Here is a 26,207-nt window from a genome sequence, read left to right as displayed (position 1 = left end):
GCCCACCTCCCAGGTGGTCATCCTCTCCCGGCCCCTGCGGCCCGGCGCCGCGCCCCCGCCCGGCGGTGGGCCCGGCGGCGCGCCGCGCCCGCTGGTGCCGCCCACGCCGGTGCCGGCGGGCAGCGCGGCCGGCCCGGGCGCCTCGGTGGTCGCCCTGCCCGACGCGGCCCCCTCGGCGCACCCGATCCCCGCCCCCCGGCCGCGGACGCAGACGCACCGGCTCGCCGTCGGGCTGCTCGCGGGGCTCACCGCGCTGTGCGGCGTCCTGCAGCTGGTCGTCCGGCTGCCGGTGCTGCACGACCGGCTCGGGGTCGGCACGGACGACGTCGACCCGCTGGCGCTCCCGGTCGCCGGCTCGGTGGGCTCGGTCGTGGTCGGGCTGCTGCTGGTCCTGCTGGCGCACCAGCTCGCCCGCCGGAAGCGCCGCGCCTGGCAGGTGGTGGTCGCGCTGTTCGCGGCCGGCGCCGTCGCGCACGTGGTCAAGGGCCCGCACCCGGTGGCCGTGGCGCTGTGCGTCGCGATGCTCGTCGCGCTGGTGGCCACCCGGTCGGCGTTCCGGGCGCCCGGCGACCCGCCCTCGCTGCTGCGGCTGCTGCACGTCCTGCCGCTGTACCTGGGCGGCGTCCTGCTGTTCGGCCTGACCACGCTGTGGGCCGAGCGCGCCCGCCTCGAGCCCCGCCTCACCCCGGGCGGCGCCCTGGAGACGGTGCTCGGCGGGCTGGTCGGCGTCGACGGGCCCTACACCTACCGGTCGCCGTTCCTGGCCGCGTTCCTCCCCGCCGCCCTGCTCGCCCTCGGCGTCGCGGGGCTGGTCGTCCTCGGCGTCCTGCTGCTGCGGCCGCTGGCCGCCCGCCGCCCGCACACCGAGGACGACTGGGAGCACGCCGGCCGCCTGGTGCACGCGTACGGCTGGGACACGCTGGCCTACTTCTCGCTGCGCGACGACAAGAGCTTCTTCTTCTCCAGCGACGGCGAGGCCTTCCTCGCCTACACCTACCTGGGCGGGTACGCGCTGGTGTCCGGCGACCCCGTCGGCGCCCGGGAGTCGGTGGTCCGGGTGCTCGACGAGTTCCTCGCCATGTGCGACGACCGCGCCTGGACGCCGGCGCTGCTGGCGGTCCGCGAGGCGAGCATGCCGCTGTACTCCTCGCGCGGGTTCACCTCGGTCTACCTCGGCGACGAGGCGGTCATCGACTGCCGCCGACCGCTGCTCGAGGGCGCCGCGCACAAGGGCCTGCGCGCCGCCGTGCGGCGGGTCGGCCGCAGCCACCGGTTCCGGCTGCTCGCCGAGGCCGACGCGCCCCCGGCGCTGGTCGACCAGCTCAACGCGATCAGCGCCCGCTGGCGCGGCAAGGCCCCCGAGCGGGGGTTCACGATGACGCTGTCCCAGGACGTGCGCGGCGCGGGCGCGGACCCGCAGTTCCTCCTCTGCGTCGCGCTCGACGAGCACGGCACGCCGGGCGGCTTCCTGCGGCTGGTGCCCGCCTACGGCCCCTCCTTCGGCTACACGCTGGACCTGATGCGGCACGACCCCGACGCCCCGAACGGGATGACCGAGTTCCTCATCGCGGAGACCGCGGCCGCCCTCGGCGCCCGCGGCGTGGCGCGGCTGTCGATGAACTTCGCGATGTGGGGCCGGCTGTTCGCCGAGGACGTGCCGTTCACCCCCACCCAGCGGGCGGCCCGCTGGGCGGTCGGCGTGCTCAACCCGTTCTTCCAGATCCGCTCGCTGCGGGACTTCAACGAGCGGTTCGACCCGGAGTGGCTCCCCCGCGTGCTCGCCGTCCGCCGGCGGGCGGACCTGCCGCGGGTGGGGCTGCGGTACGCGGGCGCCGAGGGCTTCCTGGCCGTGCCCGGCCTCGGGTCCCTGCTCGTGCCCCGCGCCGTGGGCGGCGTCCCCGCCCCTCCGGACCCGGCGGACCGGGCGGTGGCGTGAACGGGACGCAGCGCGGGCCGGGCGGGTGCGAGATCTGGCTCCACGGGTTCCCCGTCCCGCGCCGGACGGTGGGCCTGGCGGTGCAGGCGGAGGCCTGGGGGTTCGACGGCCTCCTGCTCGCCGACAGCGAGAACCTCGTCGGCGACCCGTACGTCGAACTGGCCCTGGCGGCCCGGGAGACCCGGCGGCTGCGGCTGGGCCCCGCCGTCACCAACCCGGTGACGCGGCACCCGGTCGTGACGGCGGCCGCCGTGGCGACGCTCCAGGTGGAGTCGGGCGGACGGGCCGTGGTCGTCCTCGGCCGGGGGGACTCGGCGGTCCGGCAGGTGGGCCTGCGCCCGGCCACGACCGCGGAGCTCGAGCAGGGACTCGTCCGGCTCCAGGCCGCCCTGCGCGGCGAGGCCGTCCCCGCCCCCGGTGGGGGCACCGCGCGGATGGCCTGGATCGAGCCCTTCTCCGCCGGCGACGTCCCGGTGTCCGTGGCCGCGACCGGCCCGGCGACCATCACCCTCGCCGCGCGGCGGTGCGGGCGGGTCGACCTCACCGTCGGGGCCGATCCGCGACGGGTGGCCTGGGCGGTCGCCCGGGCGCGGGACGCCGTTCGCGACACGGGGGGACGGCTCTCGCTCGGGGCCTTCGTCAACGTCGCCGTGCACCCGGACGTCGCGGTCGCGCGGCAGCTGGTGCGCGGCAGCGCGGCGATCTTCGTCCACTTCGTCGCCGAGGGCCCGCACGACGTCGTCCCGGACGACGACCGCCCCGTGGTGGCCCGGGTCCGCGCGGCCTACGACGAGGCCGCCCACGGGCTGACTTCTGCCGACCACGCTGCCCTGCCCGACGCCTTCCTCGACCGCTTCGCGGTGGTGGGGCCGCCTGAGCACTGCGTCGCACGCCTGCGCGAGCTCATCGACCTGGGGCTGGACCGGATCGTCGTGGTCCCCGGCTCCCGGGACGCCGACCCCGACGTCCTGGCGACGTCGAACGCGCTGTTCGCCACCGAGGTCCTGCCGAGGCTCCGGACCCGGACACGGGCCGGTGAGGAGCCCTGACGCCGGAGCCTGCGACGAGGCCGGCCCCGCGGCGGGGCACCGCCCTGCACCGCTCCCGCGAGCACCTCGTCGTCGGAGCTGCGGTCGTGCTGGCGGCACTGCTGGCCGCCCTCGCCCTCGTCCAGTGGGCCGGCCGGGACCGGGCGGACTTCGGCCCCGGCTCCCGCGACGCCGTGGAGCAGGCGGTGACGGCGGCGGGGCTGCGGATCTGCGCCGCCACCGACGTCCCGCCCGACCGGTCCGGCGGCAGCCTCGACGGTCGCGCCTACGAGGTGGCCGACGCCTGCCCGGGCGAGGCCGCCACCGTCGTCGTCGACCGGTACGCCTCGGCCGGTGCCCGGGACGCGGCCGCGCGGCGGTTCGAGTCGCTGGTCCGCCCGCGGAGCAGCGGCGCCGTCCTCACCCTCGACGACGCGACCGTCCTCCTGCACGGCACCGGCGACGGCGCGGTGCGGCGGCGGCTGACCGCGGCGCTGCGCGACCAGGGCGCCCGGTGAGCCGGCCCGCCCGCACCGCCCGCCTCGGGGTCCTCGCGCTGGCGATGGTCAACGTCGCCTCGATCGTCAGCGCGCGGAACCTGCCGGTCATGGCCGAGTACGGCTGGTCGATGCTCGCGCTGTTCGCGCTGTCGATCGCCGTGTTCCTCGTCCCCGTGTCGATGGCCGCGGCCGAGCTGGGCACCGCGTTCCCGCGCGACGGTGGGGTGTACGCCTGGGTCAAGGAGGCGTTCGGCGGGCGCACCGGGTTCCTCGCGGTGTGGTGCGACTACGCCGAGAACGTCGCCTGGTTCCCCACCGTGCTCTCGTTCATCGCGGCGTCGTCGGCCTACGCGATCGACCCGTCCCTGGCCGACGACAAGGCCTACCTGGTCGCCGTCATGCTCGTGGTCTTCTGGGGCACCACCGCCGCGGCGCTGCGGGGGGTGCGTACGTCGGCGGTCATCGGCGCGGTCGGGACGGTCGCCGGCTCGATCCTGCCGGCCCTGCTCGTCGTCGCGCTGGGCGCGGCGTTCCTGCTGCGGGGCGACGCCTCGCAGATCCCCTTCTCGGCCGGTGCGCTGGTGCCCGAGGTGTCGCTGGGCAACCTGGCGTTCCTCGGCGGCATCATCCTGCTGTTCACCGGCATGGAGATGGCCGGCTTCCACGCGCGGGAGACCCGCGACCCCGGCCGCACCGTCCCCCGGGCGATCGCCCTCGCGGTCGCGGTCACGGTCGCCTTCTCGGTGCTCGGCTCGCTGTTCATGGCGTTCGTGCTGCCGCGGCACGAGATCAGCCTGGTGTCCGGGACGATGGAGCTGTTCGCCAGCGTGCTCGACACGCTGGCGGTGAGCTGGCTGCTCCCGCCGCTGGCGGTCCTCGTGGTCCTCGGCGGCGTCGCCCACCTCACGCCGTGGGTGCTCGGACCGGCGAAGGGGGTGGCGGTCGTCGCCCGGGAGGGACTCGCCCCGGGCCGGTTCGGGCGGACCAACCGCAACGACGTCCCGGTCGCGCTGCTGGTCGTGCAGGGCCTCGCGGGCACCGTCTTCGCCCTCCTGTTCGTCGTCGTGCCCAGCGTCAGCACCTCGTACTGGATGCTGTCGGCGGTCACCGCGCAGGTGATCGTGGCGATGTACGCGCTGGTGTTCGCCAGCGTCATCCGGCTGCGGCACATCCGGCCCGACGTCCCCCGCCCCTACCGGATCCCCGGCGGGCTGCCCGGCGTGTGGCTGGTCGGCGGCGTCGGGCTGCTGGGCTCCCTGGTCTCCTTTCTGCTCGGGTTCGTGCCGCCGAGCCAGCTCGCCACCGGCGATCCCGTGGTCTACGTGGCGCTGCTGGCGCTGGCGACCGTGGTGCTGTCCCTGCCGCCGTTCGTCTTCGCCCTCCTGGCCCGCCGTCGCGCTCCGGTCGACGCCGCCTGAGACCTCAGCCCGGGGACGCGGCCGCCGCGGACCGGGCCAGGGCCACCGTGGCCGCGACCATGGCCAGCACCAGGACGGCGACGAGGACCCACTCCGCCCCGCCCGCCTGCAGCCGCTCGCCGAGGACGGCGACCCCGAGCACCGCTCCGGTCACCGGCTCCCCCACCGTCGCCGCGGGGAGCGAGGCCCCCAGCGGTCCGGCCTGGAACGCGGCCTGCTGGACGACGGTCCCGCCGAGCAGCGCCGCGGCCAGCAGCCAGGTGCTCCACGAGGTGAGCACCGCACCCACCCCGTCGCCCAGCAGGTCGACTACCCCCTTGGTGAGGGCCGCCGCCAGGCCGTAGGCCAGCCCCGTGGTCAGGGCCAGCAGGACGGCGCGGGGGGTCCCCCGCCGCAGCGCCGCGCCGACCAGGCACGCGCCGGCGGCCGCGCCGAGGACCACCCACGCCGGCAGCCACTCGCGCCAGCCGGCCGCGTCCTCGCCGGCGGTGGGCTCGCCGGTGACCACGAACGCCGCGAGGGCCAGGACGAGGACCGCGGCCCATCCCCAGTCCGCGCGGCTCAGTCGCCGTCCGGCCCACCGGGCACCCAGCGGCAGCGCGAAGAGCACGGTCGTCACGAGCAGCGGCTGCACCAGCAGCAGCGCCCCCAGGCCGAGGGCGGCCGCCTGCGCCACGTAGCCACCGGTGTCGGCCAGCGTGCCGGCCCACCACCGCGGCGACCGGACCAGGGCGGCGACCAGGCGCACGCTCCCGCCCGCACCGTCCGGCACCGCCGCGGCCGAGCGCTGCTGCACCGCCGACGCCAGCGCGAACAGGGCCGCCGCCAGGAGCGCCAGCCCGCCGGCGGCGGCCGTCACGGCCGGCTCACCGCCCGGCGCCGTCCGCCGCGGGCCCCTCGCACGCTCGTCACGGGCTGCCCCTGGAGTCGGGCCCCACGCCGGGGCAGTCGGTCGGGGTGGACCCTGCGACCGGCCGCTCCAACGCCGGTCCAACACCGGTGGCCGCAAACCCCTACCGGGGCGTCGCCGGATGCGGTACCCAGGGGTCCGACGCGGGAGCGTCACCGACGGTGGTCGTGCCCCGGCAGCGGCTCCCCGCGTCCGGGGGGCCGGACCTCGTCGTCACGAGCACGGGGGTGCCACGCGAGGGGGTCCACCGTGCAGGGCGACGCCAGTGCCGACGTGCTGTCGTTCCGGGACCTCGGCCCGCTCGAGGTGCACCGCGCCGGCCGGCCGGTCGCCCTCGGCGGGGCCCGCCTGGCCGCGGCGCTGTCCCTCCTGCTGGTCAACGCGGGACGGCAGGTCAGCGTCGACGCGCTCACCGAGGCGATGTGGGGCGAGGTGTCACCGGCCCGCTCGTCCTCGACGCTCGACTCGCACGTCTGGCGGCTGCGCAAGGCGCTGGAGCCCGACCGCCGGCCGGGTGCGCCCTCGGCCGTGCTGGTGCGCGAGCCGGGCGGGTACCGGCTGGTCGCCGACCCCGCGACCATCGACTCGCGGCGGTTCGCCCAGGTCGCCGACGAGGCGCGGGCGCTGCTCGCCGCCGGTCGCCCGCGGGAGGCCGGCCGGGCCGCCGAGCGGGCGCTCGCGCTGTGGCGCGGGCGGCCCTACCCGACCGTGGCCGACGAGCCCTGGGCCACCGCCGCGGTGGCTCGGCTGGAGGAGCTGCGCGACCAGGTGCGCGAGCTGCTGGTCGAGGCGCTCCTCGCGGCCGGCGCCCCGGACCAGGCCCTGCTCGAGGTGGGCGCGGCCGTCGCCGAGACGCCGTTGCGCGAGCGGTTGTGGAGCCTGCGGATGCTCGCCCAGCACCGCCTGGGCCGACCCGAGGAGGCGCTGCGGACCTACCAGCAGGTGCGCGCCGTGCTGCGCGACGAGCTGGGGCTCGAGCCCGGCCCCGACCTGCGGCAGCTGCACGGCCGGATCCTGGCCGAGGACCCGGCGCTCGCCGGCCCACCGCCGCCCGCCCCGGCCCCGGCGCCGCCGCCGTCTCCCGTCCCCGGGATCGAGCACGAGCCGGACGGCGCACCGGGAGAGGCGCATCCGGTGGAGGTGCACCTCCCGCACCGCACGACGACGCTCGTGGGGCGCGAGCGGGAGGCGGCCGAGCTCGCCGCGCTGGTCCAGCGCGCCCGGCTGGTCAGCCTGGTCGGCGCGGCCGGGTGCGGGAAGACCCGGCTGGCCATCGAGGTCGCGCGCACGGTCGCGCACCGGTTCCCCGACGGCGTCTGGTTCGTCGACCTGACCGCGGCCCGCGACGGGGCGACCGTCCTGTCCACCGTCGTGTCCGCGCTGGGGTTCGCCCCGGCCGACACCGGCCGGCCCGAGGAGGCGCTGCGGACGCACCTGCGCCGGCGCCGCGCGCTGCTCGTGCTGGACAACTGCGAGCAGGTCCTCGACCCGGTCGCCGACCTGGTGGACGACTGGTTCGCCGGGACCACCCCGCTGGTCGTGCTGGCCACCAGCCGGGAACCCCTGGAGGTCGACGGCGAGCGCGTGCACCGGCTGGGCCCCCTGCCCCTGCCCGAGGGGGACGACGACGTCACGACGTCCCCCGCGGTCACCCTCCTGCTGGACCGGCTCACCGCCGCCGGGGCCAACCGCAGCGACCTGGGCCTGCTCAGCGCCGCCGTGCGGATCGCCACCGCCGTCGACGGCGTGCCGCTCGCCCTGGAGCTGGCGGCGGCGCGGGCCCGGGCGTTCAGCCTCGACGAGATCGCCCACCAGGTCACCGCCGACCCGAGCTCGCTGGCGCGCACCGGGCGGGGCAGCGACCACCACCGCACGGTCCGCGCGGCGATCGAGCAGAGCTACGCGCTGCTGCCCGAGGACGAGGCGGCCGCGCACCGCGCCGTCTCGGTGCTGCCCGGCCCGTTCACCGTGACCGCGGCCGACGCCGTGCTCGACGGCTCGGGCGCGGGACCCTCGCGCGGTGCGGCGACGGCCGACCTGGTGGCCCGCCTGGTGCACCACTCGCTCCTGGTGCCGCTCGGGCCGGCGCGGCCGGGCGGCCCCTCGCGGTTCGCGCAGCTGGCCACGATCCGCGGGCACGCCGCGCACGCCGCAGGCCCGGAGGCGCCCGCACTGCGCGGGCGGCGCGACGCGTGGGTGTCGTCGCTGGCGCTCGCCAAACCGCCGCTCGGCCACGTGGCCGAGGGCGCGTGGTTCGACACCCTCGACGACGACCTGCCCACGCTGCGCGCCACCCTGCAGCACCAGCTCCTGGAGGTCCCCTCCGCCGACGGGGTCCGGCTGGCCGGCCGGCTCGGCACCTTCTGGTACTTCCGCAGCAAGACCATCGAGGGGCGCACCTGGGCCGAGCGGGCACTCGCGGTGGAGCACCTGGCCGACCCGCTGTCGGCCGCGCTGGTCCGGCTCACCCTGGCCCACCACCTGTCCTCGGGCGGTCAGGACGACCTCGCCGTTCCGCACGTCACCGTCGCCGCAGGGCTGCTTGACGGCACCGAGGACGCGGTGTCGCGCACCGTCGCCGAGGTGCACACGCTGCTCGCCCACTCGCTGGTCGTGGCCGGGGCGCTGGAGCCGGCCCGGACCGTCGCCGACGCCGTGGCCGCCGCGGCGCGGGCGGCCGGCGCGGACCCCGGGCTGCACCTGCTCGCCGAGACCTGCGCGACCCTGGTGGAGAGCAGCTCCGCGACGACCACCGCGCCCGGGCTCGCCGCGCTGCACGCGCGGGCGCTCGCGCTGGGCAACGTGCACGTCGCGCTGCTCGCGGCGGGGATGGCCGTCGTCGCCGCCATCCGGTCCGGCGACGCCGCGACGGCCCTGTCCTGGTCCGACCGGATGATCGGGCACCGCCTGCTGCTGGGCACCTCCGACGGACCGGTCGCCTTCGAGCTGCGGGCCGTCGCCACGGCGATGGCCGGCCGGCCACAGGAGGCGGTCCGGCTGTTCGCGGCCGCCCGCACGCAGGCACTGCGTAACGCGCTGCGGTGGCCGGCCTTCGAGGCGACGCCGCAGGTCCTGCGGAACGTCACGGCGGCGCTGGACCCGGGAGCCGCCGAGCGGGCCCGCGCCGACGGTGCCCGGCTCACCCTGGCCGACGTCGTCGACCCGCCCTCCGCCGTTCCCACGCCCGCCTGACCCGGCCGCTCAGCCGACCCGGACCCGGGCAGCGGACGCCGCCGCGCGGATCGCCGCCCGGTCGGGCTTGCCCTGTTCGGTGAGCGGCACGCGCTCGACCGGCAGCACCTGCAGCGACGCCGCGACCGGCCCGCCGTGCTCCGCGGCGACCGCCTCGCGGCAGGCGTCGACGTCCACCGCACCCCCCGGCCACGCCTCCGCCGCCACGACGCACACCCTCCGGCCGGGGTCGGGGACCACCACCGCGTAGCGCACCGACGGCAGGCGGCACAGCGTCTCCATGAGGTCCACCGGCGGCACCGCCTCCAGCGCCTGCGCGTCCGCCGCACGGCCGAGCACGCGGAGCATGCCCTCGTCGAGACTGCCCAGGTCACCGGTGCGGTACCAGCCGTCGACGAAGTGCTCGCGCTCGTCGGCCGGCCGGTTCCGGTAGCCCTGGGCCATCGCCCGCGAGCGGACCTCGACCTGCCCGGCCCGCGGGTCGGTCGTCCCGTCGGGCCGGCGGAAGCGGACCTCCACGCCCGGCCGGACGCGCCCGGCGCAGCGGAAGCGGGAGGGCCGGTCGTGCTCCGCGGGGGCGAGCGCGCTGACGATGCCGACCTCGCTGGCGCCGTAGGTGTGCGCGACCACCGGGCCGAGCCGGGCGCGGGCCCGGGCGCGGAGCACCGGCGGGGCCAGCGCGCCGACGTGGGTGAGCGCCCGCAGCGAACCGAGGTCGTACTGCGCCACCTCGGGCCGGTCCATGAGGTCGAACAGCTGCGGCTCGACGAGGAACAGGTCGGTGATCCGCTCGCTCTCGATGGCCGCCAGCGTGGCGACCGGGTCGTAGCCGTCCTGCAGCACGACCGTGCCGCCGCCGAGCAGTGTCTGGTCGACCAGCGCCTGCGTGAGGTGCGCCAGTGAGCCGTTGGCCAGCTGGCGGCGGTCGGCGCGGCTCGGTTCCGAGACCATCGCGGTGTAGGTGGCGAAGTCGCGGCGACTGACCTTCGGCACGCCGGTGGTGCCGCCGGACGGGATCCCCACCGCGAGGTCGCCCGGGCGGGCCCGGCAGGGCAGCGGGCCGGGATCGAGCCCGGCGGCGAGCGCGTCCAGCCGCAGCGCGACACCCGGGACCGGGCCCACCGCCGCGACGGGCGCCGGAACGCCCGCGGGCAGCAGGGCGGCCGTCTCGGGGAACACGACCACCAGTCGCGGGTCGACCTGGGCGACCAGCCGGGCCCTCCGGCCCGGGTCGGACGGTGCGGGCAGGTACACGGCCGCCGCGCCGACGAGGTGCGCCGCGTAGCGGACGGCGAGGGCCTCGGGCCGGTTCGGGGCGAACAGCGCGACGAGGTCGCCCCGGCCGACGCCGAGGTTCTCCAGCGCGCGGGCACAGCGCGCGATGTCGGCCAGCAGGCCGGCGGCGGTGGTGTCGGTGCCCCCGTGCCGCAGCACGGGGCGCCGTCCACCGCGCCGGAGCACGGCGACGAGGTCCTGCACGTAGATCTGCACGGTCGTCCTCCTCGATCCGGTGCGGCGGCCGGCTCAGCGCGGGGACGGGCCGGAGGACCCGGCCGTGCCGGAGGAGCGGCGGGTGAGCACGTAGGTCGTGCCGACACCGGCGCCGAGGACGACGATCCCGCCGGCGGTCACCCAGCCCCACGGGACGCCGTCGGACCCGCCCTGGCTGTCGGCGGCGGTGCCGCCGCCCGCGGTCTCCGTGCCCGCTGCGGTGCCCGCTCCGGCGCCGGTCGGGCCCCCGGCCGGCGCCGGAGCCGGAGAGGTCGCGGGCGCGGGCGCGGGAGTCGGCGCGGGGGTCGGCGCGGGGGTGGGGGTCGGCGCCGGGGTCGGCGACCCCCCGCCGGTGACGGTGACGGTGGTGGACGCCGTGCCGTTGCTGCAGGTGAGCAGCACCTGGTGCGCGCCCGCGGCGGCGTCGCGCGCGATGGTGGCGCTGCCGTCGAAGGCCGTCGGGTCGGTCTTGGAGAACGTCTCGGGCCCCGTGAAGGCGGTCGAGGTCACCGACTGGACCTCCGGCAGGTCGGTCCCGTCGGTCGGGGTGGGACAGGTGCCCGAGACGCGCACCGTCTGCCCGGGGGCGGCCGACGCGGTGGACACCGACACGAAGCCCGGCTCCGCCGCCGGTGCGGCGGTGCCCGTGGCGGCCAGGGCAGGGCCGGCGGTCGCCCCGAGGGCGAGCAGCGCGCCGGCGGAGGCGGACAACAGGATCGAGGTGCGCATCGGAGGTCCTTCCTGCGGACCGCCCGCGGCGGGCGATCGGTGCGACCACCGTCGCGTCCCGGGCTCCAACGGCGCGCCAGCCGCGGGAGCCCGTGCTCCACCACCGCCCGGTCGGCGTTGGACCCGCGTTGGAGCCGGTCCCGGGACGGTGCGGTCCTCGCCCTCTGATCGGAGACCGACGTGCACGCCTTCTTCAAGGACCCCGACCTCCAGTTCGCCGTCGAGGGCGTCCTCGGCGCCACCTACGCCCGCGCCGCCGACGTCGGCGAGGTCCTGTCCACCGTCGACCGGATCCCCAGCGGCGACCGGCGGGCCTGGGTGCAGCAGTGGAGCGCCACCGCCGACCGGCTGGCCGACCAGGCCCGGGCCGCGGAGGCCGCCGGGCACCCGCGGTCGGCGGCGGCGCGCTGGCTGCGGGCGGCGAGCTACTGGTCCGAGGCGACCGACCAGGCCGACGCCACCGGGGACTTCGCGGCCCTGTGGGAGCGGCACCGCGACGCGTGGGACCGCTTCGTCGACCTCACCGACGCCCTCGGCGACGTGGCGGTCGAGCGGCTGGCCATCCCCTACGAGGGGACCACGCTGCCCGGCTACCTCTTCCGCCCGGGGCTGGCCGACGAGCCGCGCCGCACCCTCGTCTTCACCAATGGCAGCGACGGGTCCGTCGTCGGCGCCTGGACCCACGGCATCGCCGACGCGCTGGCCCGCGGCTGGACCGCGATGACCTACGACGGTCCGGGCCAGAACGCCGCGCTCGTGCGCCAGGGCATCCCGTTCCGGCCGGACTGGGAGCACGTCCTGACCCCCGTGCTGGACCACCTCACCGCACGGCCCGACGTGGACCCCGGCCGCATCGCGGTCATGGGCGTCAGCCAGGGCGGCTACTGGGTGCCCCGGGCCCTCGCGTCGGAGCACCGCGTGGCCGCGGCGGTCGCCGACCCCGGCGTCGTCGACGTCTCCACGACCATGCTCGACCGGCTGCCGCACTCCCTGGTGCGGCTGCTCGACTCCGGGGACCGCGACCGCTTCGACACCGAGATGCGCTGGGCCCTGAAGCTCTCGCCGGCCACCCGCACGATGCTGCAGTGGCGGATGCGGCCCTACGGCGTCACCTCGACCTTCGACTTCTTCACCGCCGCGCGCGCCTACGCCCTGACCGACGAGCAACTGGCCGCCATCACCTGCCCGGTGCTGGTCACCGACCCCGAGCACGAGCAGTTCTGGCCCGGCCAGTCCGCGCGCCTGGCCGCGGCCCTGACCTGCCCGGTCACCCTGCTCCCGTTCACGACCGCCGAGGGCGCCGACGGGCACTGCGAACCGGCCGCGGCCGCCCTGCGGGGCGAGCGCGTCTTCGACTGGCTCGACGAGCAGGTGCCGGCGTGAGCGGCCCGGCCGACCCCGCGCTCAGCCGAGCACCAGTCCGGTGACGCCGGCCAGGACCACGAGCACCCCGCAGACGGTCGCCAGGCCGATCCCCTCGGCCCGGCGCAGGAACACCGCGCTGACCGGCAGGACCACCACCGGGACGGCGGCAGCGATGACGAGGACGACCGCGACGGGCAGGTGCACGGAGGCCGCGACCACGCAGGACTGGGCGCCGGCCGTGGTCACGCCGGACCAGATCCACAGGTGCCGGCCCCGGCGGTCCGCGCCGCGGAGGGCGCTGGTCAGCTTGCGCAGGTCCGCGGTCCGCAGCGCGTAGACCAGCAGCGCCGCCGTGGCCCCGATGAGGGTGCCGAACACCGGCGCCTCCCAGTCCCGGACGGCGGCGCCGCGGGCGACGTTGCCCACCCCGTACTGGAGCGCGCCCAGCAGGGCCAGCCCGAGCTCCGGGAGCGGGATCGACCGGGCCTCGGCGTGCCCCCCGCCCTCCCCGCGACCGCCGGACCGGCGCGAGGTCAGGTACAGCCCGACCATGATGGTGAGCCCCCACAGCACCACCGACGGGGGCAGCGCCTCGCCGATGATCAACCAGGCGGCCAGGCCGGCGAACAGGGGGTTGGTGATCTGCAGCGCGCTGGCCCGCGTGGGGCCGATCGTGCCGACGGACCGGAAGAAGAACCAGCGGCCGAGAAAGGTGGTCAGCAGGCCCCCGACGGCGAACAGGCCGACGGCGTCCCACTCCAGTGGCGGCTGCGGTCCCCCGACGGCGTACTGACCGGCCAGCAGGACCCCGGCGCAGGCCACGTTGCCCGCCAGGGCCAGCAGGAACCCCAGGTCCTGCGGGAGCCGCAGCGCCGCCGAGCGGACGAGGAAGACGTTGACGCTGAACAGCAGCAGCGCCGAGACCGCCAGCAGCTCACCCACGCGGCCGGCTCCCGGTCCGGGGCCGCCGCGGGGCTCCGCCCGTCAGCGGGACCGCTCGGCGATGGCCGCCGCCGTGTCCCCCGAGTAGCCGCGCTCGACCCGCACGTCGACGACCGTGGGCCGTCCCGCGAGCACCGAGTCGACCGCGCGCTTCATCGCGTCGACGAGCTCCTCCGGCGTCCGCACCGGGCCGATGCCGTGCACGCCCTGCGCGGACGCCAGCTGGGCGAGGTCGGGCTCGGGTCCCTCGAGCCGCATGCCGACGTGCGCGTTCTCCACGGCGCGGCCGCGGGCGCGGGCCACGCGGTCCTGGTGCAGCTCGTCGTTGAAGAACGAGTTGTTGTTCGCGACGACCACCAGCAGCGGGATGTCGTAGCGCGCCGCGGTCCACAGTGCCGTCACGCCCATGACGTAGTCGCCGTCCCCGAGCACGGCCACCGCGAGCCGCTCCCGGCCCGCCAGCGCCAGCGCGGCACCCACGGCCAGGCCCGGGCCACTGCCGATCCCCCCGCCCCCGTCGGTCCCGAGGTAGTCCAGCGGCCCGCGCACCGGCCACAGGTCCGGGTTCCAGGCGAACGGCGTGCGGACCAGCGTCACCGGCAGGTCCCGCGTCGCCTCGCGCAGCGTCCGGGTGAGGAAGGAGACGGTCAGCCGGCCGGTGGGGCCGGTGGCCTCCACCGGGCGCTGGACCGGGTCGGCCGCGGCAGCCGGGGACGGGGCAGCGGCCGGGGAGCGCTCGGGCAGCCGCTCGAGCAGCGCCGCGACGGCGGCGTCCGGACGGCTCTGCAGGCTGACGTCGACGGCGGCCAGGAAGTGGTCGTTCTTGGTCCAGCCGTTGAACAGCTGGTGGTCGACGCTCGCGGAGACGACCCGCGCCTGCGGCTCGGCGGAGCCGGTGGCCTGGCGCAGGGTGCCGCCGAGGTCGAGCCAGTCCAGGCTGAGGATGACGTCGGCACCCCGGAGCAGCTCGTTGTTCGCCGGTGACAGGAACAGCCCCGGCGTCCCGGCGTGCAGCGGGTGGTCGGTCGGGAAGCCCGCGGCGACCTTCAGATCGGTCAGGACGGGGGCGCCGAGGCGCTCGGCCAGCGCGATCCGCCGGTCCCACTCCGCCTGGTCCCGGCTCCCCCGCCCGGCGAGGATGACCGGCCGCTGAGCCCCCGCGAGCAGCTCCGCCGCGGCGGCGACGGACTCCGGGGAGGGCAGCGACTCGGCCAGGGGGGCGTACCGCGCGGGGTCGACGACGACGCGGCCGTCGAACGGCTGCTCCTGGACCGCGGCGTCGAAGCAGACGTAGACCGGCGCGGTGGGATGGGTCCTGGTCAGCTGGTTGCCCCGCAGCAGGGAGGCGGCCGACGCCCGCACCGAGGCCGGCTGGTCGTCCCACTTCACGTACGGGCGCACCAGCGCCGCCTGGTCGGCGGCCGTGTGGATCCAGTCGATCCACGGCCGGCGGCTGTCGGCGTCGACCGGCCCCGTCGCGCCCAGCAGCAGCATCGGCGCGCGGTCGCAGTAGGCGTTGAAGACGGCCATGGTGGCGTGCATCAGGCCGACGTTGCTGTGCACGGCGGCGGCCATCGGCCGGTCGGTCACCTTGGCGTACCCGTGGGCGATCGCGACCGCGTGCTCCTCGTGCAGGCACAGCAGCATCTGCGGGTCCCGGTTGCCCAGGTAGTTCACCAGGCTGTCGTGCAGGCCCCGGTAGCTCGCGCCGGGGTTGAGCGCCACGTAGGGGACGCCGGTCGCGCGGATCGTCTCGGCGATCACGTCGCTGCCCCACTGGCTGGGCACGTCCTCGGGCAGCAGCACCTGCTCGTCGTCCACCGTGGTCGTCTCCTCGTGGTCGGGCCCGGCGGCTCCGCGCGGAGGCCGTCGGGGAGTGCGTGGGAAGGGGTGCAGAGCGGCCGGTGACCTAGATGGGGGTCACGGGGAAGGCGCCCGCGCGGGCCCGGCGCACCAGGTACTCGTAGCCGACCTCCAGCTGGGACGGGTGCGCGACGGTGTCCCGCTTGAGGAGCACCTCCTCGTCGTCGGACCACCGGGCGGGGCCGCCGACGGCCTCGGCGAGCAGTTGCGTCGCGCAGGCCCGGTTGAGCAGGACCGCCCGCATGACCGCCTGCCCGGGGGTCGCCCCCACGGTGACCAGGCCGTGGCCGGGGATGAGCAGGCCGGCCGCGTCACCCAGCGCCTCGGCCAGGGCGTCGCCCAGCTCGGTGTCGGTGATGAGCGCGCCGGACCGGGTGAACCGGGGGACGTCGGGGTCGACGAAGGAGACGGCGTCGTGCGACACCGGCCGCAGCGGCCGGTCCAGCGACGCGAACGCCACCGCGCTCGCCGCGTGCGAGTGCACGACCGCGCCGACGTCGGGGCGCGCGGCCATGACGCGGGTGTGGATGGGGTACTCGATGTGCCGCTTGCCCTCGCCGGCGAGGACGTCGCCGTCCGGGGCGACCAGCAGGACCCGCTCCTCGGTGATCTCCTCGAACGCCCACCCGGACGCCTTCATCCAGATCCCGCGGCCCTCCGGGTCCCGCACCGAGGCGTGGCCCCAGACCATGTCCGAGTGCCCCGCCACACCGAGGGCCTGGTTGGCCTCGGTGGCCTGGCGGATCAGGTCGGCGTCGGTGGTCATCGCGGCGGATCTCCTCTGGTCGCGGTGGTGCGGTGGGAAGGCGGGCGTCGGTGCGGCCGGGTCAGGCCGAGCGGTCGGGCTGGTCCTCGCGGACCGGGGCCGGCGGGACCTCGTCGGCCGGTGTCCGGCGCAGGCGCGTCTTGACCTGCTGCAGCGGCCGGTCCAGCAGCGGACGGAGGAGCATCAGCAGCACGACGATCACCAGGACCCAGTGCAGCGGCTTGGACAGCAGCACCATCACGTCGCCGTCCCCGACGAGCAGCGCGCGCCGGAGGTTGGTCTCGAGCAGCGGCCCGAGGATGAACGCGATGAGCAGCGGCGCCGAGGTGTAGCCGTAGAGCTCCATGAAGTAGGCGACGATCCCGATCCCGACCATGAGCAGCACGTCGTCGACCAGCCGGCGGTCGGCGAACACGCCGAACACCAGCATGACGGTGATCACCGGGACCAGGATGTGCATCGGGATGTAGGCGAACCGGGCCAGCGTCCGGACCGAGCCCAGCGCCAGCGGGAGCAGCAGGGCGGCGCCGAGCAGCATGAACAGCACGATGCCGTAGATGACGTCGGCGTGATCCCGGACGAGTTCGCGGCCGGGGGTGAGGCCGTGCAGCACCAGCGCACCCATGAGGACGGCGGCCGACAGGCTGCCGGGCACCCCGAGGCTGAGGGTGGGGATCATCGAGGGGGCCACGGAGGCGCTGTTGCACGCCTCCGGGGCGATCACCCCGCGGACGTCGCCCTCCCCGAAGCGGCCGCTCTCGCCCGCCGCCCGCTGGGCGCTGGAGTAGGCGATGATGTTGCCGCTCGCCGAGCCGAGCCCCGGGAGAGCGCCGACGACCACGCCGATGATCGTGCCGCGGGCCGTCGTCCCCCAGTGCCGGATGACCGACAGGATGCCCTCGAGCATGCTGCCGCCCGCGGCCCGGCTCAGGTCGTGGCTGCCGCCGATCGCCCGCGACTGCCCGAGCTCCAGCATGTGGGCGATGCCGAACATCCCCAGCATGAGCGGCAGCAGCGGGAAGCCGCCAAGCAGGAAGGAGGTGTCCATGGTGTAGCGGGCCACGCTCACCAGCGGGTCGATGCCGATGGTGCCGAGGATGAGGCCCGCCGCGGCGGCGATGAGCCCCTTGCGCATGTCCTTGCCGATCGCCCGCGCGATGAACAGCAGCGAGAGGACGATGATCCAGAAGTAGGCGGCCGAGTCCAGCGCGAGCGCGACCACCCCGAACAGCGGCAGCAGGACCAGCAGCGCGATCCCGCCCAGCACGCCACCGGTGGCCGAGGACATGATCGAGGCGCCGAGGGCGACCTTGCTCTTGCCCTGCTGGGTGAGCGGGTACCCGTCAAAGCAGAGCGCGATCGAGATGGGCTCCCCCGGGATCCGCAGCAGGATCGAGGTGACCGAGCCGCCGTACACCGCGCCCAGGTAGATCCCGATGAGCAGGGCGAAGGCCGACGAGGGCTCCATCCCGTAGGTCAGCGGGAGCAGCAGCGTCATGCCCGACGGTCCGCCCACTCCGGGGAGGACGCCGAACACCATGCCCAGGAGCACCCCGGCCAGGAGCCACAGGACGCTGAAGAGGGTCACGTGCTCGAACCCGGACAGGATCGAATCGATCATCAGGGGATTCCTCGCTGCGGTGGACGGCGGTCGGCGGCTAGAGGCCGGGGATGAGCGAGGGCAGGTCGATCGAGAGCAGCCCCACGAAGAGCAGGTTCACCGAGACGACGCACCCGACGGCCACCCCGACGACGACCTTCCAGGAACTGCGCTCGGGCGCGATCAGCCACATCGAGGCGGCCGTGAAGCCGGCGGTCGCCAGCACGTAGTCGACCTCGACGGCGAGGTAGGAGAACGCCACGATGAGCACGATCAGCGCGACGAAGCGCGCGACCCGCCGGCGTTCCCCGCCGGCCCCCTCGTCGGCCTGCCCACCGGTTCCGGTGCCGGCCGGCGGCGCGAACTCCTCGGGCAGCACCGGTCCTGCGTCGGCGGCCCGGGCGGCCGAGGCGGCCTCGGGGTCCGGCGCCGGCGCCCCCTTGGCCAGCAGGCTGACGCCCTCCCACGCCAGGAGGACGACGAAGAAGACGCCACAGGCGAGGGGGAACATCTTCGCCTCGAAGGGGCTGTCCGACGTCACCGTCGCCAGGACGTAGACGACGCCCAGGGCGAGCATCGCGCCCACCAGGACCAGGGGGCCGTAGCGGTTCGAACCGACCATCGTGCTTCCTCGACTCTCGCTCTCGCCTCGTGGACCCGTCCGTGTGGGCCCGGGCCGGCCGGCCCCTCGCGGGAGGCCGGCCGGCCCGGTGGGGTGCCGTCCTGCCGGATCAGCCGGCCAGGACGTCCTCGTTCTCCTCGGCTGCGGCCACCGACTCCTCCACGCTGGCGCGGAAGTCGTCCGCCGGGATCCAGGTGATGGCGGCGTCGGTCCGCTCGATGTACTCCTGCACCGCGTCGCTGGCGACGGCCTCCTCCAGGAGACCCTCCAGTTGGTCGACGATCGCCGGGTCGGTGTCCGGGGCGACCGCGAAGCCCGCCGAGATCGGGTCGAGGTAGACGTCGTGCCCGAGCTCCTCCAGCGTCGGGACGTCCGGCATCGTGTCGATCCGCCCCGGCGCGGCCACGGCCAGGATGTTGATGCCGCCACCGAAGCCGAGCGCGGCGGCCTCGCCGCCCATCCAGAAGTCGCCGTCGCCGGCCTCGAGGCCGGCGCACGCCTGCGGCACGCCCTCGTACCCGAGGGAGTCGAACTCGGCCTCGGCCGCGTCGGCGACCCCCTTGGCGGTGACCAGGTAGTTGCTCGCCGGGCCGCTCACCACGATCAGCCGGCCCTGCTCCTGGCCGCGCTCGAGCAGCTGGTCGAAGGTCTCGATGCCCGAGGAGGCCGCGACGCCGATGACGTTCCACTGCTCGCGGAAGCCGCCGACGTACTGCATCTCGTTCAGGTCGTAGGGCGCGTCCTGCACGACCTGGCCGAAGGCGTGGATCGAGGGGAACACGAGGGCGAGGGTGTGGCCGTCGGCCGGCGCGGTCATCGCCTCGATCAGGCCGAGCGTCCCGCCGCCGCCGGCGATGTTCTCGGGGACGACGGAGACGTCGACCAGCTGGTCGAGCGGGTCCAGGACCGCGCGGGCGTCGGCGTCCGTGCCACCACCGGCGCCGAACGGGATGACCGCGCGGATGTCGTCGGTGGGGAACTCCGGAGCGTCCCCTCCCCCACCTCCGCCCCCGTCGCCGTCGGCGCTGCACGCGGCGGTCAGCACCGCGACGGAGGCCAGGCACGCCACGGTCGACAGGCGCCGCCGTCCGCGGGAAAGAGCCCAGTTGGAGATCATTCGACGATTCCTCTCACAGGCGGGGACAATTGCAGGAACGCACGACGAATGCGGCGCCCACGCTCCGGTCGGCTGTCTTCCCAGCCGGACTCCGGAACAGCGGCGCGGAGGGCCGAGCAGGTCATCCGCCTACGAACTTCTTCGGGTCGCGGTGTAACGTAGGTCTCGGTCAGGGTGGTGTCAAGGCCGACTCCCGGAGGTCCTCCGCGGACGTCTGTCCGGACACGAACTGTCCCGCGGACCGCCCGGCCCGTTACCGTCGGGACGTGCGCGCCGAGGACGACGACAGCCAGCCCGCGGCCGGGAGCAGCGACGCCACGGTGGGCCAGATGCTCCGGCGGCTGCACCAGCGGCAGTCCCGGGTGCTGGACCTGGGACAGATCTACGGGCTCACGCGCCCCCAGTTCTCGGTGCTGGGCGCCGTGGTGGGTGTGCCCGGCGTCGACCAGCGCGGCGTCACGACGGCGACCTTCGTGGACAAGTCCACCGTGGCCGACATCGTCACCCGGCTGGCCGAGAAGCAGCTCCTGGTCGTGTCCCGGAACCCGGACGACCTGCGGCGCGACGAGCTGCGGCCGACACCGGCGGCGATCGCGCTCGTCTACGAGTCGGCACCGCTGATCCTCGAGGGCAACGAGCGCGTCCTGAGCCCCATCCCGCTGGCGCAGCGCGAGGAGTTCCTGCAGCTCCTGCGGGCGACCGCGCACGCCGGGCGCACCGAGGTGCCGAAGGACTACGTCAACCCCAGCCCGGACGGCGTGCGCCCGCCGATCAACGTGCACTGGGGCCTGGGCCGGCTGCTGCGCGGGTCGCTGCAGCGCCACGGCCGGTTGTGGTCCCGGCACGTCCCCGCGGTGACGCACGTCCAGTGGCTGGCCCTGAGCGCGCTGCTGGGGGGCACCGACATCGACCAGCGCACGCTGGGCGAGCTGATCAGCCTGGACAAGGCGAGCCTGACCGACATGCTCGACCGCCTGGCGCGTCGGCGGCTGGTCCGGAAGCTGCGCGACCCCGCCGACGGCCGGCGCCGGGTCCTCCGCGTGACGGAGGAGGGGCGGGACCTGCTGGACCGCGTGGCCCCGCTGGTGCGCGAGGTCGACGCCGACTACCTCGAGCCGCTCGGTCCCGAGCAGCGGTCGAGGTTCGTCCGCGGACTGCGGCGCCTGGTCGAGGCCGACGCCGACGATGGCGGAGCCCCGGCCGGAGCACCGACCCTGGTCGGCGGGGTCTCCTGACCCCTCCCCTGCGTGTCCCGGGAACTCCCCTCGGGGCCGGCCGGCGAGTCGCTCGGTACCGGTCTTGACACCCTCCCCCGCGCGACCTACATTTCAGCCGCGGCCGAAAGTTCGTACGCGGACTAGATGTTCCGACACCGGCGAGTTGTCGTATCGGGGCGTCCGACCTGCGTCAGGAATGCCTTTCGTGGGCTCTGCTGGACACCTCCCTGCAGAAGCGCACGGACGGCGATCCGCAGCCCGGTCCGCCGAGGACCGGGGGCCGCAGCTACGCCATTCTCGCGGCCGGCGGGAGAAGAGCGACCGCTTCCGCCCCGCGCCAGCACGTGACCTCCGAGCCGTGCCGCTGCCCACCTCGTGACAGCGCACGGACGACCTTCTGCGAGAGGAACCCAGGCATGTCGACCGAGAGTCTCGAGAGCAAGATCCAGCGCATCGGGAGCCCGGTGCGGATGCTGCGGGAGGCGCCCGCCAAGCGCTTCAAGTTCCCGTACCCGGCCCAGCACACCAACTGGCAGGACGAGCAGGAGGCCATCCACCAGACGGCCGTGCTCTTCGACCAGTCGCACCACATGACCGACGTCTACTTCCGGGGACCGGACGTGACGCGCCTGCTCTCGGACACCGGTACCAACAGCTTCGCCACGTACGGCCGGGACAAGGCCAAGCACTTCGTGACCTGCAACGAGAACGGCCAGATGATCGGCACGGCCGTCCTCTTCGGGCTCGAGGAGGACGAGGCCAACCTGGTGGGACCGGCCGCGGCGGCGAACTGGGTGCAGTACCAGGCCGAGACCGGCGGCTACGACGTCGAGATCGTGCGGGACGAGCGCACCGCCGACGACAACTCCCAGCGGCTCACCTTCCGCTACGAGATCGAGGGCCCCAACGCCCAGCAGATCCTGGAGAAGGCCCACGGCGGCCCCATCGAGGCGGTCACGTTCTTCGCCATGACCGAGTTCACCGTCGGCGGGGTCCCGGTCCGGGCGCTGTCGCACACGATGGCCGGCGTCCCGGGCGCCGAGAGCATGGGCATGGAGATCTGGGGCCCGGCGTCCGAGGGCATGCGGTTCCTGGACGCGCTGCTGGCCGCCGGCGAGGAGTTCGGCCTGGTCCGCGGCGGCGCCCTCGCCTACTACACCGGCAGCATCGAGTCGGGCTACCAGGCCCAGCCCACGGCCGCGGTCTACACGGGCGAGGGGCTGAAGGCCTACCGCGAGTGGCTCCCGGGCAACGGGTACGAGGGCACGCTGTCGGTCGGGGGCAGCTTCCGGTCCGACGACATCGAGGACTACTACGTGACCCCCTACGACTTCGGTTACGGGCACCTCGTGAAGTTCGACCACGACTTCATCGGCCGCAGCGCGCTCGAGCAGATCAGCGACCAGCCGCACCGGCGCAAGGTGTGGCTGCGCTGGAACGAGCAGGACGTCGCCCGGGTGTACGCCAGCAGCCTGTTCGACGGGGAGAACCGGGCGAAGTACCTCGACACCCCCCTGGGGCGCTACGCCCGGGTCCAGACCGACTCGGTCCTGCTCGACGACCGCCTCGTGGGCATCTCCAACATGTGCGGCTACACGGTCAACGTGGGCGCCTGGATGTCGGTGGCCATGGTCGACGAGACGGCCGCCCAGGACGGCACCGAGGTGACGCTGCTCTGGGGCGAGGAGAACGGCGGAACGGCCAAGCAGGCCGTCGAGCGCCACGTCCAGACGACGATCCGCGCCACGGTGAGCACGCGGCCGCCGGTCCGCTGAGCGCCGTCGCCTACCCCGGCGACACCCCGCGGGGCCATCACGGGCGCTGGTCCCCAGCGCCCGCGGTGGCCCCGCCGTCGTGCGGACGGCCGGCCTCCCCCGGGACCGCCGGTCAGGCCGACAGCCGCTCCGGCGCCCCCGCGCTGAGCCGCAGCCCGGCGGTCGCCAGCGCGGCCACGAGCCGGTCGGCCCGTTCCCGGAGCAGCCCGGAGGCCGCGGCGTCGAGCGCATCGGAGCCGTCGTCCAGGCACTGCGCGAGCAGGGCCAGCACCTCGGGCGGCGGGCCGGCGGCGGGCCGCGTGCGGGCGGGGATGCGCGTGACCATCCCGCAGGCGCAGGACCCACCGGCCTTCGGGGCCAGGTGCTTGCCTCCGGGACACCTACCAGCTTCGACCATCGCCGAACTCAACTCCTCCGTGGGGCTGGCCCGGAACGCCATCCGTGTGGGCCGCGTCCCAAGAGTCCCGCCAGCCCCACCAGTCACACGGCCCGGCGCACCCGTGCGTGTCCAGATCGTGACGTCGGCCACATCCCGGGCTCACCCCTCCCCGCACGACCAGCGCGCCTTCCGCGACACGGAACGCGCGTTGACGCGGGTCGAGTTGACCCTCTCGCCGATCCGCCCCTAGCCTGCGTCCAGGTCTTGAGTGCCAGTGACGAGCCCCGGCTTGCTGGCCGGCAACCCTCCACTGCGGCGGGGTGCCCCGGGTGACGACCTGGCCCTGCACCCGCAGGGCAAGCGCAGGAGCGTTCCGCCGTCCCGGTCGTCCTGTGCTCCGCAGCGACGTCGAGGAGACGCCCGTGCCCCCCAGCACCCGGCTGCCCCAGGCCGGCGGCCCGCACCCGCCGGACCAGCACGCCGATCGGCCGTTCTCCGTCCGGGACCACGGGGCCCGGACGGCGCGAGCGACCCGCGGGCACCGGTCCCCCGCCATCGGGGACCTGCTGGCCGAGGGGCCGACGTTGTCCTTCGAGTTCTTCCCGCCCAAGGGGGCCGACGGCGAGGCCCAGCTGTGGACGGCGCTGCACGAGCTGGAGCGCCTGCACCCCTCGTTCGTCTCGGTGACCTACGGGGCCGGCGGCTCCACCCGGGACGGGACCCTGGCGGTGGCCGAGCGGATCGTCCGCGAGACCACGATGACGCCGCTGGCGCACCTGACCGCCGTCGAGCACAGCGTCGCCGAGCTGCGCGACGTCATCGACCGGCTGGCCGCCGCCGGCGTGCGCAACGTGCTCGCCCTGCGCGGTGACCCGCCCGGCGCCGATCCGCAGGCGGCGTGGGTCGCCCACCCCGACGGGCTGCGTCACGCCGCCGAGCTGGTGGAGCTGGTCTCCGCGTCGGGCGACTTCTCGGTGGGCGTCGCCGCCTTCCCGGAGGGCCACCCCCGCTCGGCGGACCGCGCGAGCGACGTCGAGTGGTTCGTGGCCAAGTGCCGGGCCGGCGCCGACTTCGCGATCACCCAGATGTTCTTCCGGGCCGAGGACTACCTGCGGCTGCGCGACGAGGTGGCCGCCCGCGGCTGCGACGTGCCGATCGTCGCCGGGGTGATGCCGGTGACCGACGTCCGGCAGATCGCCCGGATCGTCCAGCTCTCCGGCCAGGCGTTCCCGGCCGAGCTGGCCGCGCGGTTCGCCGAGGTCGAGGGCGACCGGGCCGCGGTGCGCGCCCTCGGCGTCGAGGTGGCGACCGAGCTGTGCCGGACGCTGCTCGGGGAGGGGGCCCCGGGCCTGCACTTCATCACGATGAACCGCGCGGCGGCGACCCGCGAGGTGTGCGCGGACCTGGCCCGGAGCGGGGACCTCCCGGGCGCCGGGTCGGCCACCGAGGACGTCGCCTGAGGAGCGCGGCCGGTCCCGGTCGGAGGCCGTCGTGCGGCACCTCCGACCGGGACCGCCCGCCTCACTCGAAGACGACGGTGCGGTTCCCGCGGATGATGATGCGGTTCTCGGTGTGCCAGCGGACCGCGCGCGCCAGCGCCCGGATCTCGGCCTCCCGGCCCCGCGAGGCTAGCTGGTCGGGGCTCAGCGAGTGGTTCACCCGGAGCATCTCCTGCTCGATGATCGGGCCCTCGTCCAGGTCCGCGGTGACGTAGTGCGCCGTCGCCCCGATGAACTTGACCCCGCGGGCGTGCGCCTGGTGGTACGGGCGGGCGCCCTTGAAGCTCGGCAGGATCGAGTGGTGGATGTTGATGGCCTGACCGTTGAGCTCCCGGCACAGGGTGTCCGAGAGGATCTGCATGTAGCGGGCCAGGATGACCAGCTCGACCCCCTCCGAGCGGACCATCTCCAGCAGCTCCGCCTCGGCCTCGGGCTTGGTCTCGCGGGTGACCGGGATGTGGCGGAAGGGGATCTCGTAGAAGTCGGCGATGCCCTTGAGCGTCGGGTGGTTGGACACGATCGCGACGACGTCGAGGTTGAGCTCGCCGATCGAGTTGCGGAAGAGCAGGTCGTTGAGGGCGTGCGCGTACTGGCTGACCATGATGATCACCCGCTGCTTCCGGGAGGCGTCGTCCAGGCGCCACTCCATCTGGTAGCGCTCGGCGATCGGCTGGAGGGCCTCGCGCAGGGCGGGGAGGTCCAGCGGGGCACCGTCGACGTGCGCGAACTCGACGCGCATGAAGAACATGCCGCTCGTGAGGCTGTCGAACTGGTGGCTCTCCACGATGGTGCACTGCTCGTCCACGAGCAGTCCGGACACCGCGTGGACGATGCCCGGGGCATCCTCGCAGGACAGCACCAGGACACCGTGCTGAGCGTCGGCGGGCCGCGTCATTGCGCCTCCAAACTCGGTGGATCGCGAGGCCGGTTGGTCGGCCGTGGTCAGGTCGTGGCCGCCGTCCCCGCGGAGAACCCTGCGACGAGGCGGTCCCAGAGGGAGGTTAAGGGGCGGGGGCTGTGCCGGCATGCCGCAGATGACCCTCGCGCACCGGCGAACGTGCCGGCCGGACCGCGACAATCGACGTAGCCGGGAGCCGGCCGACGGGCGGTCGCGCCGCCCCTGGCACCGTGTTGCTCCCTGCCCGGAGTCCGGGCACCCTGTGCCGGTCGGCGTTGCCGCAGGGGCGGCGCCGCCCCGAGAACCCCGGAGGACGAGTGGCTGCGATGTACGCCCGATCCACCACGATCCACGGCGACCCGCGGTCGGTCGAGCAGACGACCACCTACGTCCACGACGAGGTCATGCCCACGGTCCGGGCGCTGGACGGCTGCGTCGGCCTGTCCATGCTCGCCGACCGCGCGACCGGCCACTGCATCGTCACGACGTCCTGGCGGGACCGGGCGGCGATGGACGCCAGCCGCGACGCCGTCCGGGAGACCGCGGAGCGCACCGCCGAGCTGCTCGGCGGCACGCCGGACGTGCAGGAGTGGGAGATCGCCGCGATGCACCGGGTGCCCGAGGCCGACAACGGGGCCGTCTCCCGCGTCACCTGGCTGCGCAGCGCCCCGGACGCGGTCACCCGCGCCGTGGACGCCGTCCGGTTGTCCCTGATGCCGAAGCTGGAGGACCTGCCCGGGTTCTGCAGCGTCAGCGTCATGGTGCGCCGCGCCGAGGGGCTGACGGTGGCCGCCGTCTCCTACGACACCCGCGCGAGCCTCGAGCAGGCCGCCGAGGGCGCGCGGGAGTTCCGGGAGGAGTTCGCCCCCGCCATGGGCATCGAGGTGCTGGAGACCGCCGACCTCGACGTGGCGATCGCGCACCTGCGCGTCCCCGAGACGATCTGACCGCCCCGGGGAC

The 26,207-nt window shown here is 75.5% G+C and carries 21 protein-coding genes and 1 riboswitch; of the genes, 10 read left to right on the top strand and 11 right to left on the bottom strand.

The genetic code is table 11. The features are described 5' to 3' along the window. The 4 genes from PGN05_RS06890 to PGN05_RS06875 all read left to right on the top strand — a co-directional run. Positions 1 to 1,936: bifunctional lysylphosphatidylglycerol flippase/synthetase MprF (locus tag PGN05_RS06890; RefSeq protein ID WP_419751794.1), on the top strand; the 1,936-nt coding region annotated here is incomplete at its 5' end. Further along, positions 1,933 to 2,985 carry an LLM class flavin-dependent oxidoreductase gene (locus tag PGN05_RS06885; protein ID WP_419751793.1) on the top strand — a complete coding sequence of 351 codons (1,053 nt, stop codon included), beginning with the start codon at positions 1,933 to 1,935 and terminating at the stop codon, positions 2,983 to 2,985. The genes PGN05_RS06890 and PGN05_RS06885, both read left to right, overlap by 4 nt. Positions 2,986 to 3,071: 86 nt before the next feature. After that, entirely contained in the window at positions 3,072 to 3,482 is a 411-nt protein-coding gene (locus tag PGN05_RS06880; protein WP_419751792.1) for a hypothetical protein, read from the top strand. Beyond that, positions 3,479 to 4,882 carry an amino acid permease gene (locus PGN05_RS06875; protein WP_419751791.1) on the top strand — a complete coding sequence of 468 codons (1,404 nt, stop codon included), beginning with the start codon at positions 3,479 to 3,481 and terminating at the stop codon, positions 4,880 to 4,882. The genes PGN05_RS06880 and PGN05_RS06875 overlap by 4 nt, the downstream gene beginning before the upstream one ends. 4 nt (positions 4,883 to 4,886) lie before the next feature. Here PGN05_RS06875 and PGN05_RS06870 read toward each other — a convergent pair whose 3' ends face one another. Next, positions 4,887 to 5,741, bottom strand: a complete 855-nt coding sequence (locus tag PGN05_RS06870; protein WP_419751790.1) for a DMT family transporter — start codon at positions 5,739 to 5,741, stop codon at positions 4,887 to 4,889. A gap of 300 nt (positions 5,742 to 6,041) precedes the next feature. Here PGN05_RS06870 and PGN05_RS06865 point away from each other — a divergent pair, with 300 nt between their 5' ends. Then, positions 6,042 to 8,984, top strand: coding sequence for a BTAD domain-containing putative transcriptional regulator (locus PGN05_RS06865; protein WP_419751789.1), 2,943 nt, complete (start codon positions 6,042 to 6,044; stop codon positions 8,982 to 8,984). Between the two features lie 9 nt (positions 8,985 to 8,993). Here PGN05_RS06865 and PGN05_RS06860 read toward each other — a convergent pair whose 3' ends face one another. After that, on the bottom strand, positions 8,994 to 10,475 hold the full coding sequence (locus tag PGN05_RS06860) for a class I adenylate-forming enzyme family protein (RefSeq protein WP_419751788.1): 1,482 nt from the start codon (positions 10,473 to 10,475) through the stop codon (positions 8,994 to 8,996). 33 nt (positions 10,476 to 10,508) lie between these two features. Then, complete coding sequence (locus tag PGN05_RS06855) at positions 10,509 to 11,204, bottom strand: hypothetical protein (protein WP_419751787.1); 696 nt, start codon at positions 11,202 to 11,204, stop codon at positions 10,509 to 10,511. A gap of 180 nt (positions 11,205 to 11,384) precedes the next feature. On the opposite strand from PGN05_RS06855, the gene PGN05_RS06850 reads away from it, so the two are divergent. After that, the gene (locus tag PGN05_RS06850) at positions 11,385 to 12,587 is read left to right on the top strand and encodes an alpha/beta hydrolase family protein (RefSeq protein WP_419751786.1); all 1,203 of its coding nucleotides are present in this window, start codon (positions 11,385 to 11,387) and stop codon (positions 12,585 to 12,587) included. A gap of 21 nt (positions 12,588 to 12,608) precedes the next feature. On the opposite strand, the gene PGN05_RS06845 is transcribed toward PGN05_RS06850, so the two are convergent. From PGN05_RS06845 to PGN05_RS06820, 6 genes are all read right to left on the bottom strand, one after another. Beyond that, positions 12,609 to 13,511: an EamA family transporter gene (locus PGN05_RS06845; RefSeq protein ID WP_419751785.1), complete on the bottom strand. Its 903-nt coding sequence runs from the start codon at positions 13,509 to 13,511 to the stop codon at positions 12,609 to 12,611. 42 nt (positions 13,512 to 13,553) lie between these two features. After that, positions 13,554 to 15,332 carry a thiamine pyrophosphate-binding protein gene (locus PGN05_RS06840; RefSeq protein WP_419751784.1) on the bottom strand — a complete coding sequence of 593 codons (1,779 nt, stop codon included), beginning with the start codon at positions 15,330 to 15,332 and terminating at the stop codon, positions 13,554 to 13,556. Positions 15,333 to 15,420: 88 nt separating this feature from the next. Then, positions 15,421 to 16,140, bottom strand: a complete 720-nt coding sequence (locus tag PGN05_RS06835) for a class II aldolase/adducin family protein (protein WP_419751783.1) — start codon at positions 16,138 to 16,140, stop codon at positions 15,421 to 15,423. Positions 16,141 to 16,201: 61 nt separating this feature from the next. Beyond that, entirely contained in the window at positions 16,202 to 17,761 is a 1,560-nt protein-coding gene (locus PGN05_RS06830; RefSeq protein ID WP_419751782.1) for a tripartite tricarboxylate transporter permease, read from the bottom strand. 37 nt (positions 17,762 to 17,798) lie between these two features. Further along, a complete protein-coding gene (locus PGN05_RS06825) occupies positions 17,799 to 18,362 on the bottom strand; it encodes a tripartite tricarboxylate transporter TctB family protein (RefSeq protein ID WP_419751781.1) in 564 nt (187 codons plus the stop codon). Between the two features lie 109 nt (positions 18,363 to 18,471). Further along, complete coding sequence (locus PGN05_RS06820; protein WP_419751780.1) at positions 18,472 to 19,479, bottom strand: tripartite tricarboxylate transporter substrate binding protein; 1,008 nt, start codon at positions 19,477 to 19,479, stop codon at positions 18,472 to 18,474. A gap of 266 nt (positions 19,480 to 19,745) precedes the next feature. Between PGN05_RS06820 and PGN05_RS06815 the strand changes: the two genes are divergently transcribed. Both PGN05_RS06815 and PGN05_RS06810 read left to right on the top strand, forming a co-directional pair. Continuing rightward, on the top strand, positions 19,746 to 20,714 hold the full coding sequence (locus PGN05_RS06815; RefSeq protein WP_419751779.1) for a MarR family winged helix-turn-helix transcriptional regulator: 969 nt from the start codon (positions 19,746 to 19,748) through the stop codon (positions 20,712 to 20,714). Between the two features lie 398 nt (positions 20,715 to 21,112). Beyond that, positions 21,113 to 22,471, top strand: coding sequence for an aminomethyl transferase family protein (locus tag PGN05_RS06810; protein ID WP_419751778.1), 1,359 nt, complete (start codon positions 21,113 to 21,115; stop codon positions 22,469 to 22,471). Positions 22,472 to 22,583: 112 nt separating this feature from the next. Here the strand turns inward: PGN05_RS06810 and PGN05_RS06805 are convergent, their stop codons facing one another. Further along, entirely contained in the window at positions 22,584 to 22,868 is a 285-nt protein-coding gene (locus PGN05_RS06805) for a hypothetical protein (RefSeq protein ID WP_419751777.1), read from the bottom strand. Between the two features lie 242 nt (positions 22,869 to 23,110). Continuing rightward, a riboswitch (SAM riboswitch) is annotated at positions 23,111 to 23,219 on the top strand. Positions 23,220 to 23,272: 53 nt separating this feature from the next. Between PGN05_RS06805 and metF the strand changes: the two genes are divergently transcribed. Next, complete coding sequence (metF, locus tag PGN05_RS06800) at positions 23,273 to 24,310, top strand: methylenetetrahydrofolate reductase [NAD(P)H] (protein WP_419751776.1); 1,038 nt, start codon at positions 23,273 to 23,275, stop codon at positions 24,308 to 24,310. 61 nt (positions 24,311 to 24,371) lie between these two features. Here metF and purU read toward each other — a convergent pair whose 3' ends face one another. Beyond that, positions 24,372 to 25,244, bottom strand: a complete 873-nt coding sequence (gene purU, locus PGN05_RS06795; protein WP_419751775.1) for a formyltetrahydrofolate deformylase — start codon at positions 25,242 to 25,244, stop codon at positions 24,372 to 24,374. A gap of 329 nt (positions 25,245 to 25,573) precedes the next feature. Between purU and PGN05_RS06790 the strand changes: the two genes are divergently transcribed. Further along, the gene (locus tag PGN05_RS06790) at positions 25,574 to 26,194 is read left to right on the top strand and encodes a putative quinol monooxygenase (RefSeq protein ID WP_419751774.1); all 621 of its coding nucleotides are present in this window, start codon (positions 25,574 to 25,576) and stop codon (positions 26,192 to 26,194) included. Positions 26,195 to 26,207: the final 13 nt, after the last annotated feature.

The organism is Geodermatophilus sp. CPCC 206100, from assembly GCF_048569675.1.
In the GTDB taxonomy this organism is placed as follows: Bacteria; Actinomycetota; Actinomycetes; order Mycobacteriales; family Geodermatophilaceae; genus Geodermatophilus.
The sequence above is the reverse complement of the archived record's forward strand: the minus strand, read 5'-3'. Positions and strand labels throughout refer to the sequence as shown.

Coding starts and splice junctions, on each gene's coding strand:
- PGN05_RS06855 (WP_419751787.1), bottom strand. CDS start 11,204: ATGCGCACCTCGATCCTGTTGTCCGCCTCCGCCGGCGCGCTGCTCGCC.
- PGN05_RS06835 (WP_419751783.1), bottom strand. CDS start 16,140: ATGACCACCGACGCCGACCTGATCCGCCAGGCCACCGAGGCCAACCAG.
- PGN05_RS06830 (WP_419751782.1), bottom strand. CDS start 17,761: ATGATCGATTCGATCCTGTCCGGGTTCGAGCACGTGACCCTCTTCAGC.
- PGN05_RS06825 (WP_419751781.1), bottom strand. CDS start 18,362: ATGGTCGGTTCGAACCGCTACGGCCCCCTGGTCCTGGTGGGCGCGATG.
- PGN05_RS06820 (WP_419751780.1), bottom strand. CDS start 19,479: ATGATCTCCAACTGGGCTCTTTCCCGCGGACGGCGGCGCCTGTCGACC.
- PGN05_RS06810 (WP_419751778.1), top strand. CDS start 21,113: ATGTCGACCGAGAGTCTCGAGAGCAAGATCCAGCGCATCGGGAGCCCG.
- PGN05_RS06805 (WP_419751777.1), bottom strand. CDS start 22,868: ATGGTCGAAGCTGGTAGGTGTCCCGGAGGCAAGCACCTGGCCCCGAAG.
- purU (WP_419751775.1), bottom strand. CDS start 25,244: ATGACGCGGCCCGCCGACGCTCAGCACGGTGTCCTGGTGCTGTCCTGC.
- PGN05_RS06790 (WP_419751774.1), top strand. CDS start 25,574: ATGTACGCCCGATCCACCACGATCCACGGCGACCCGCGGTCGGTCGAG.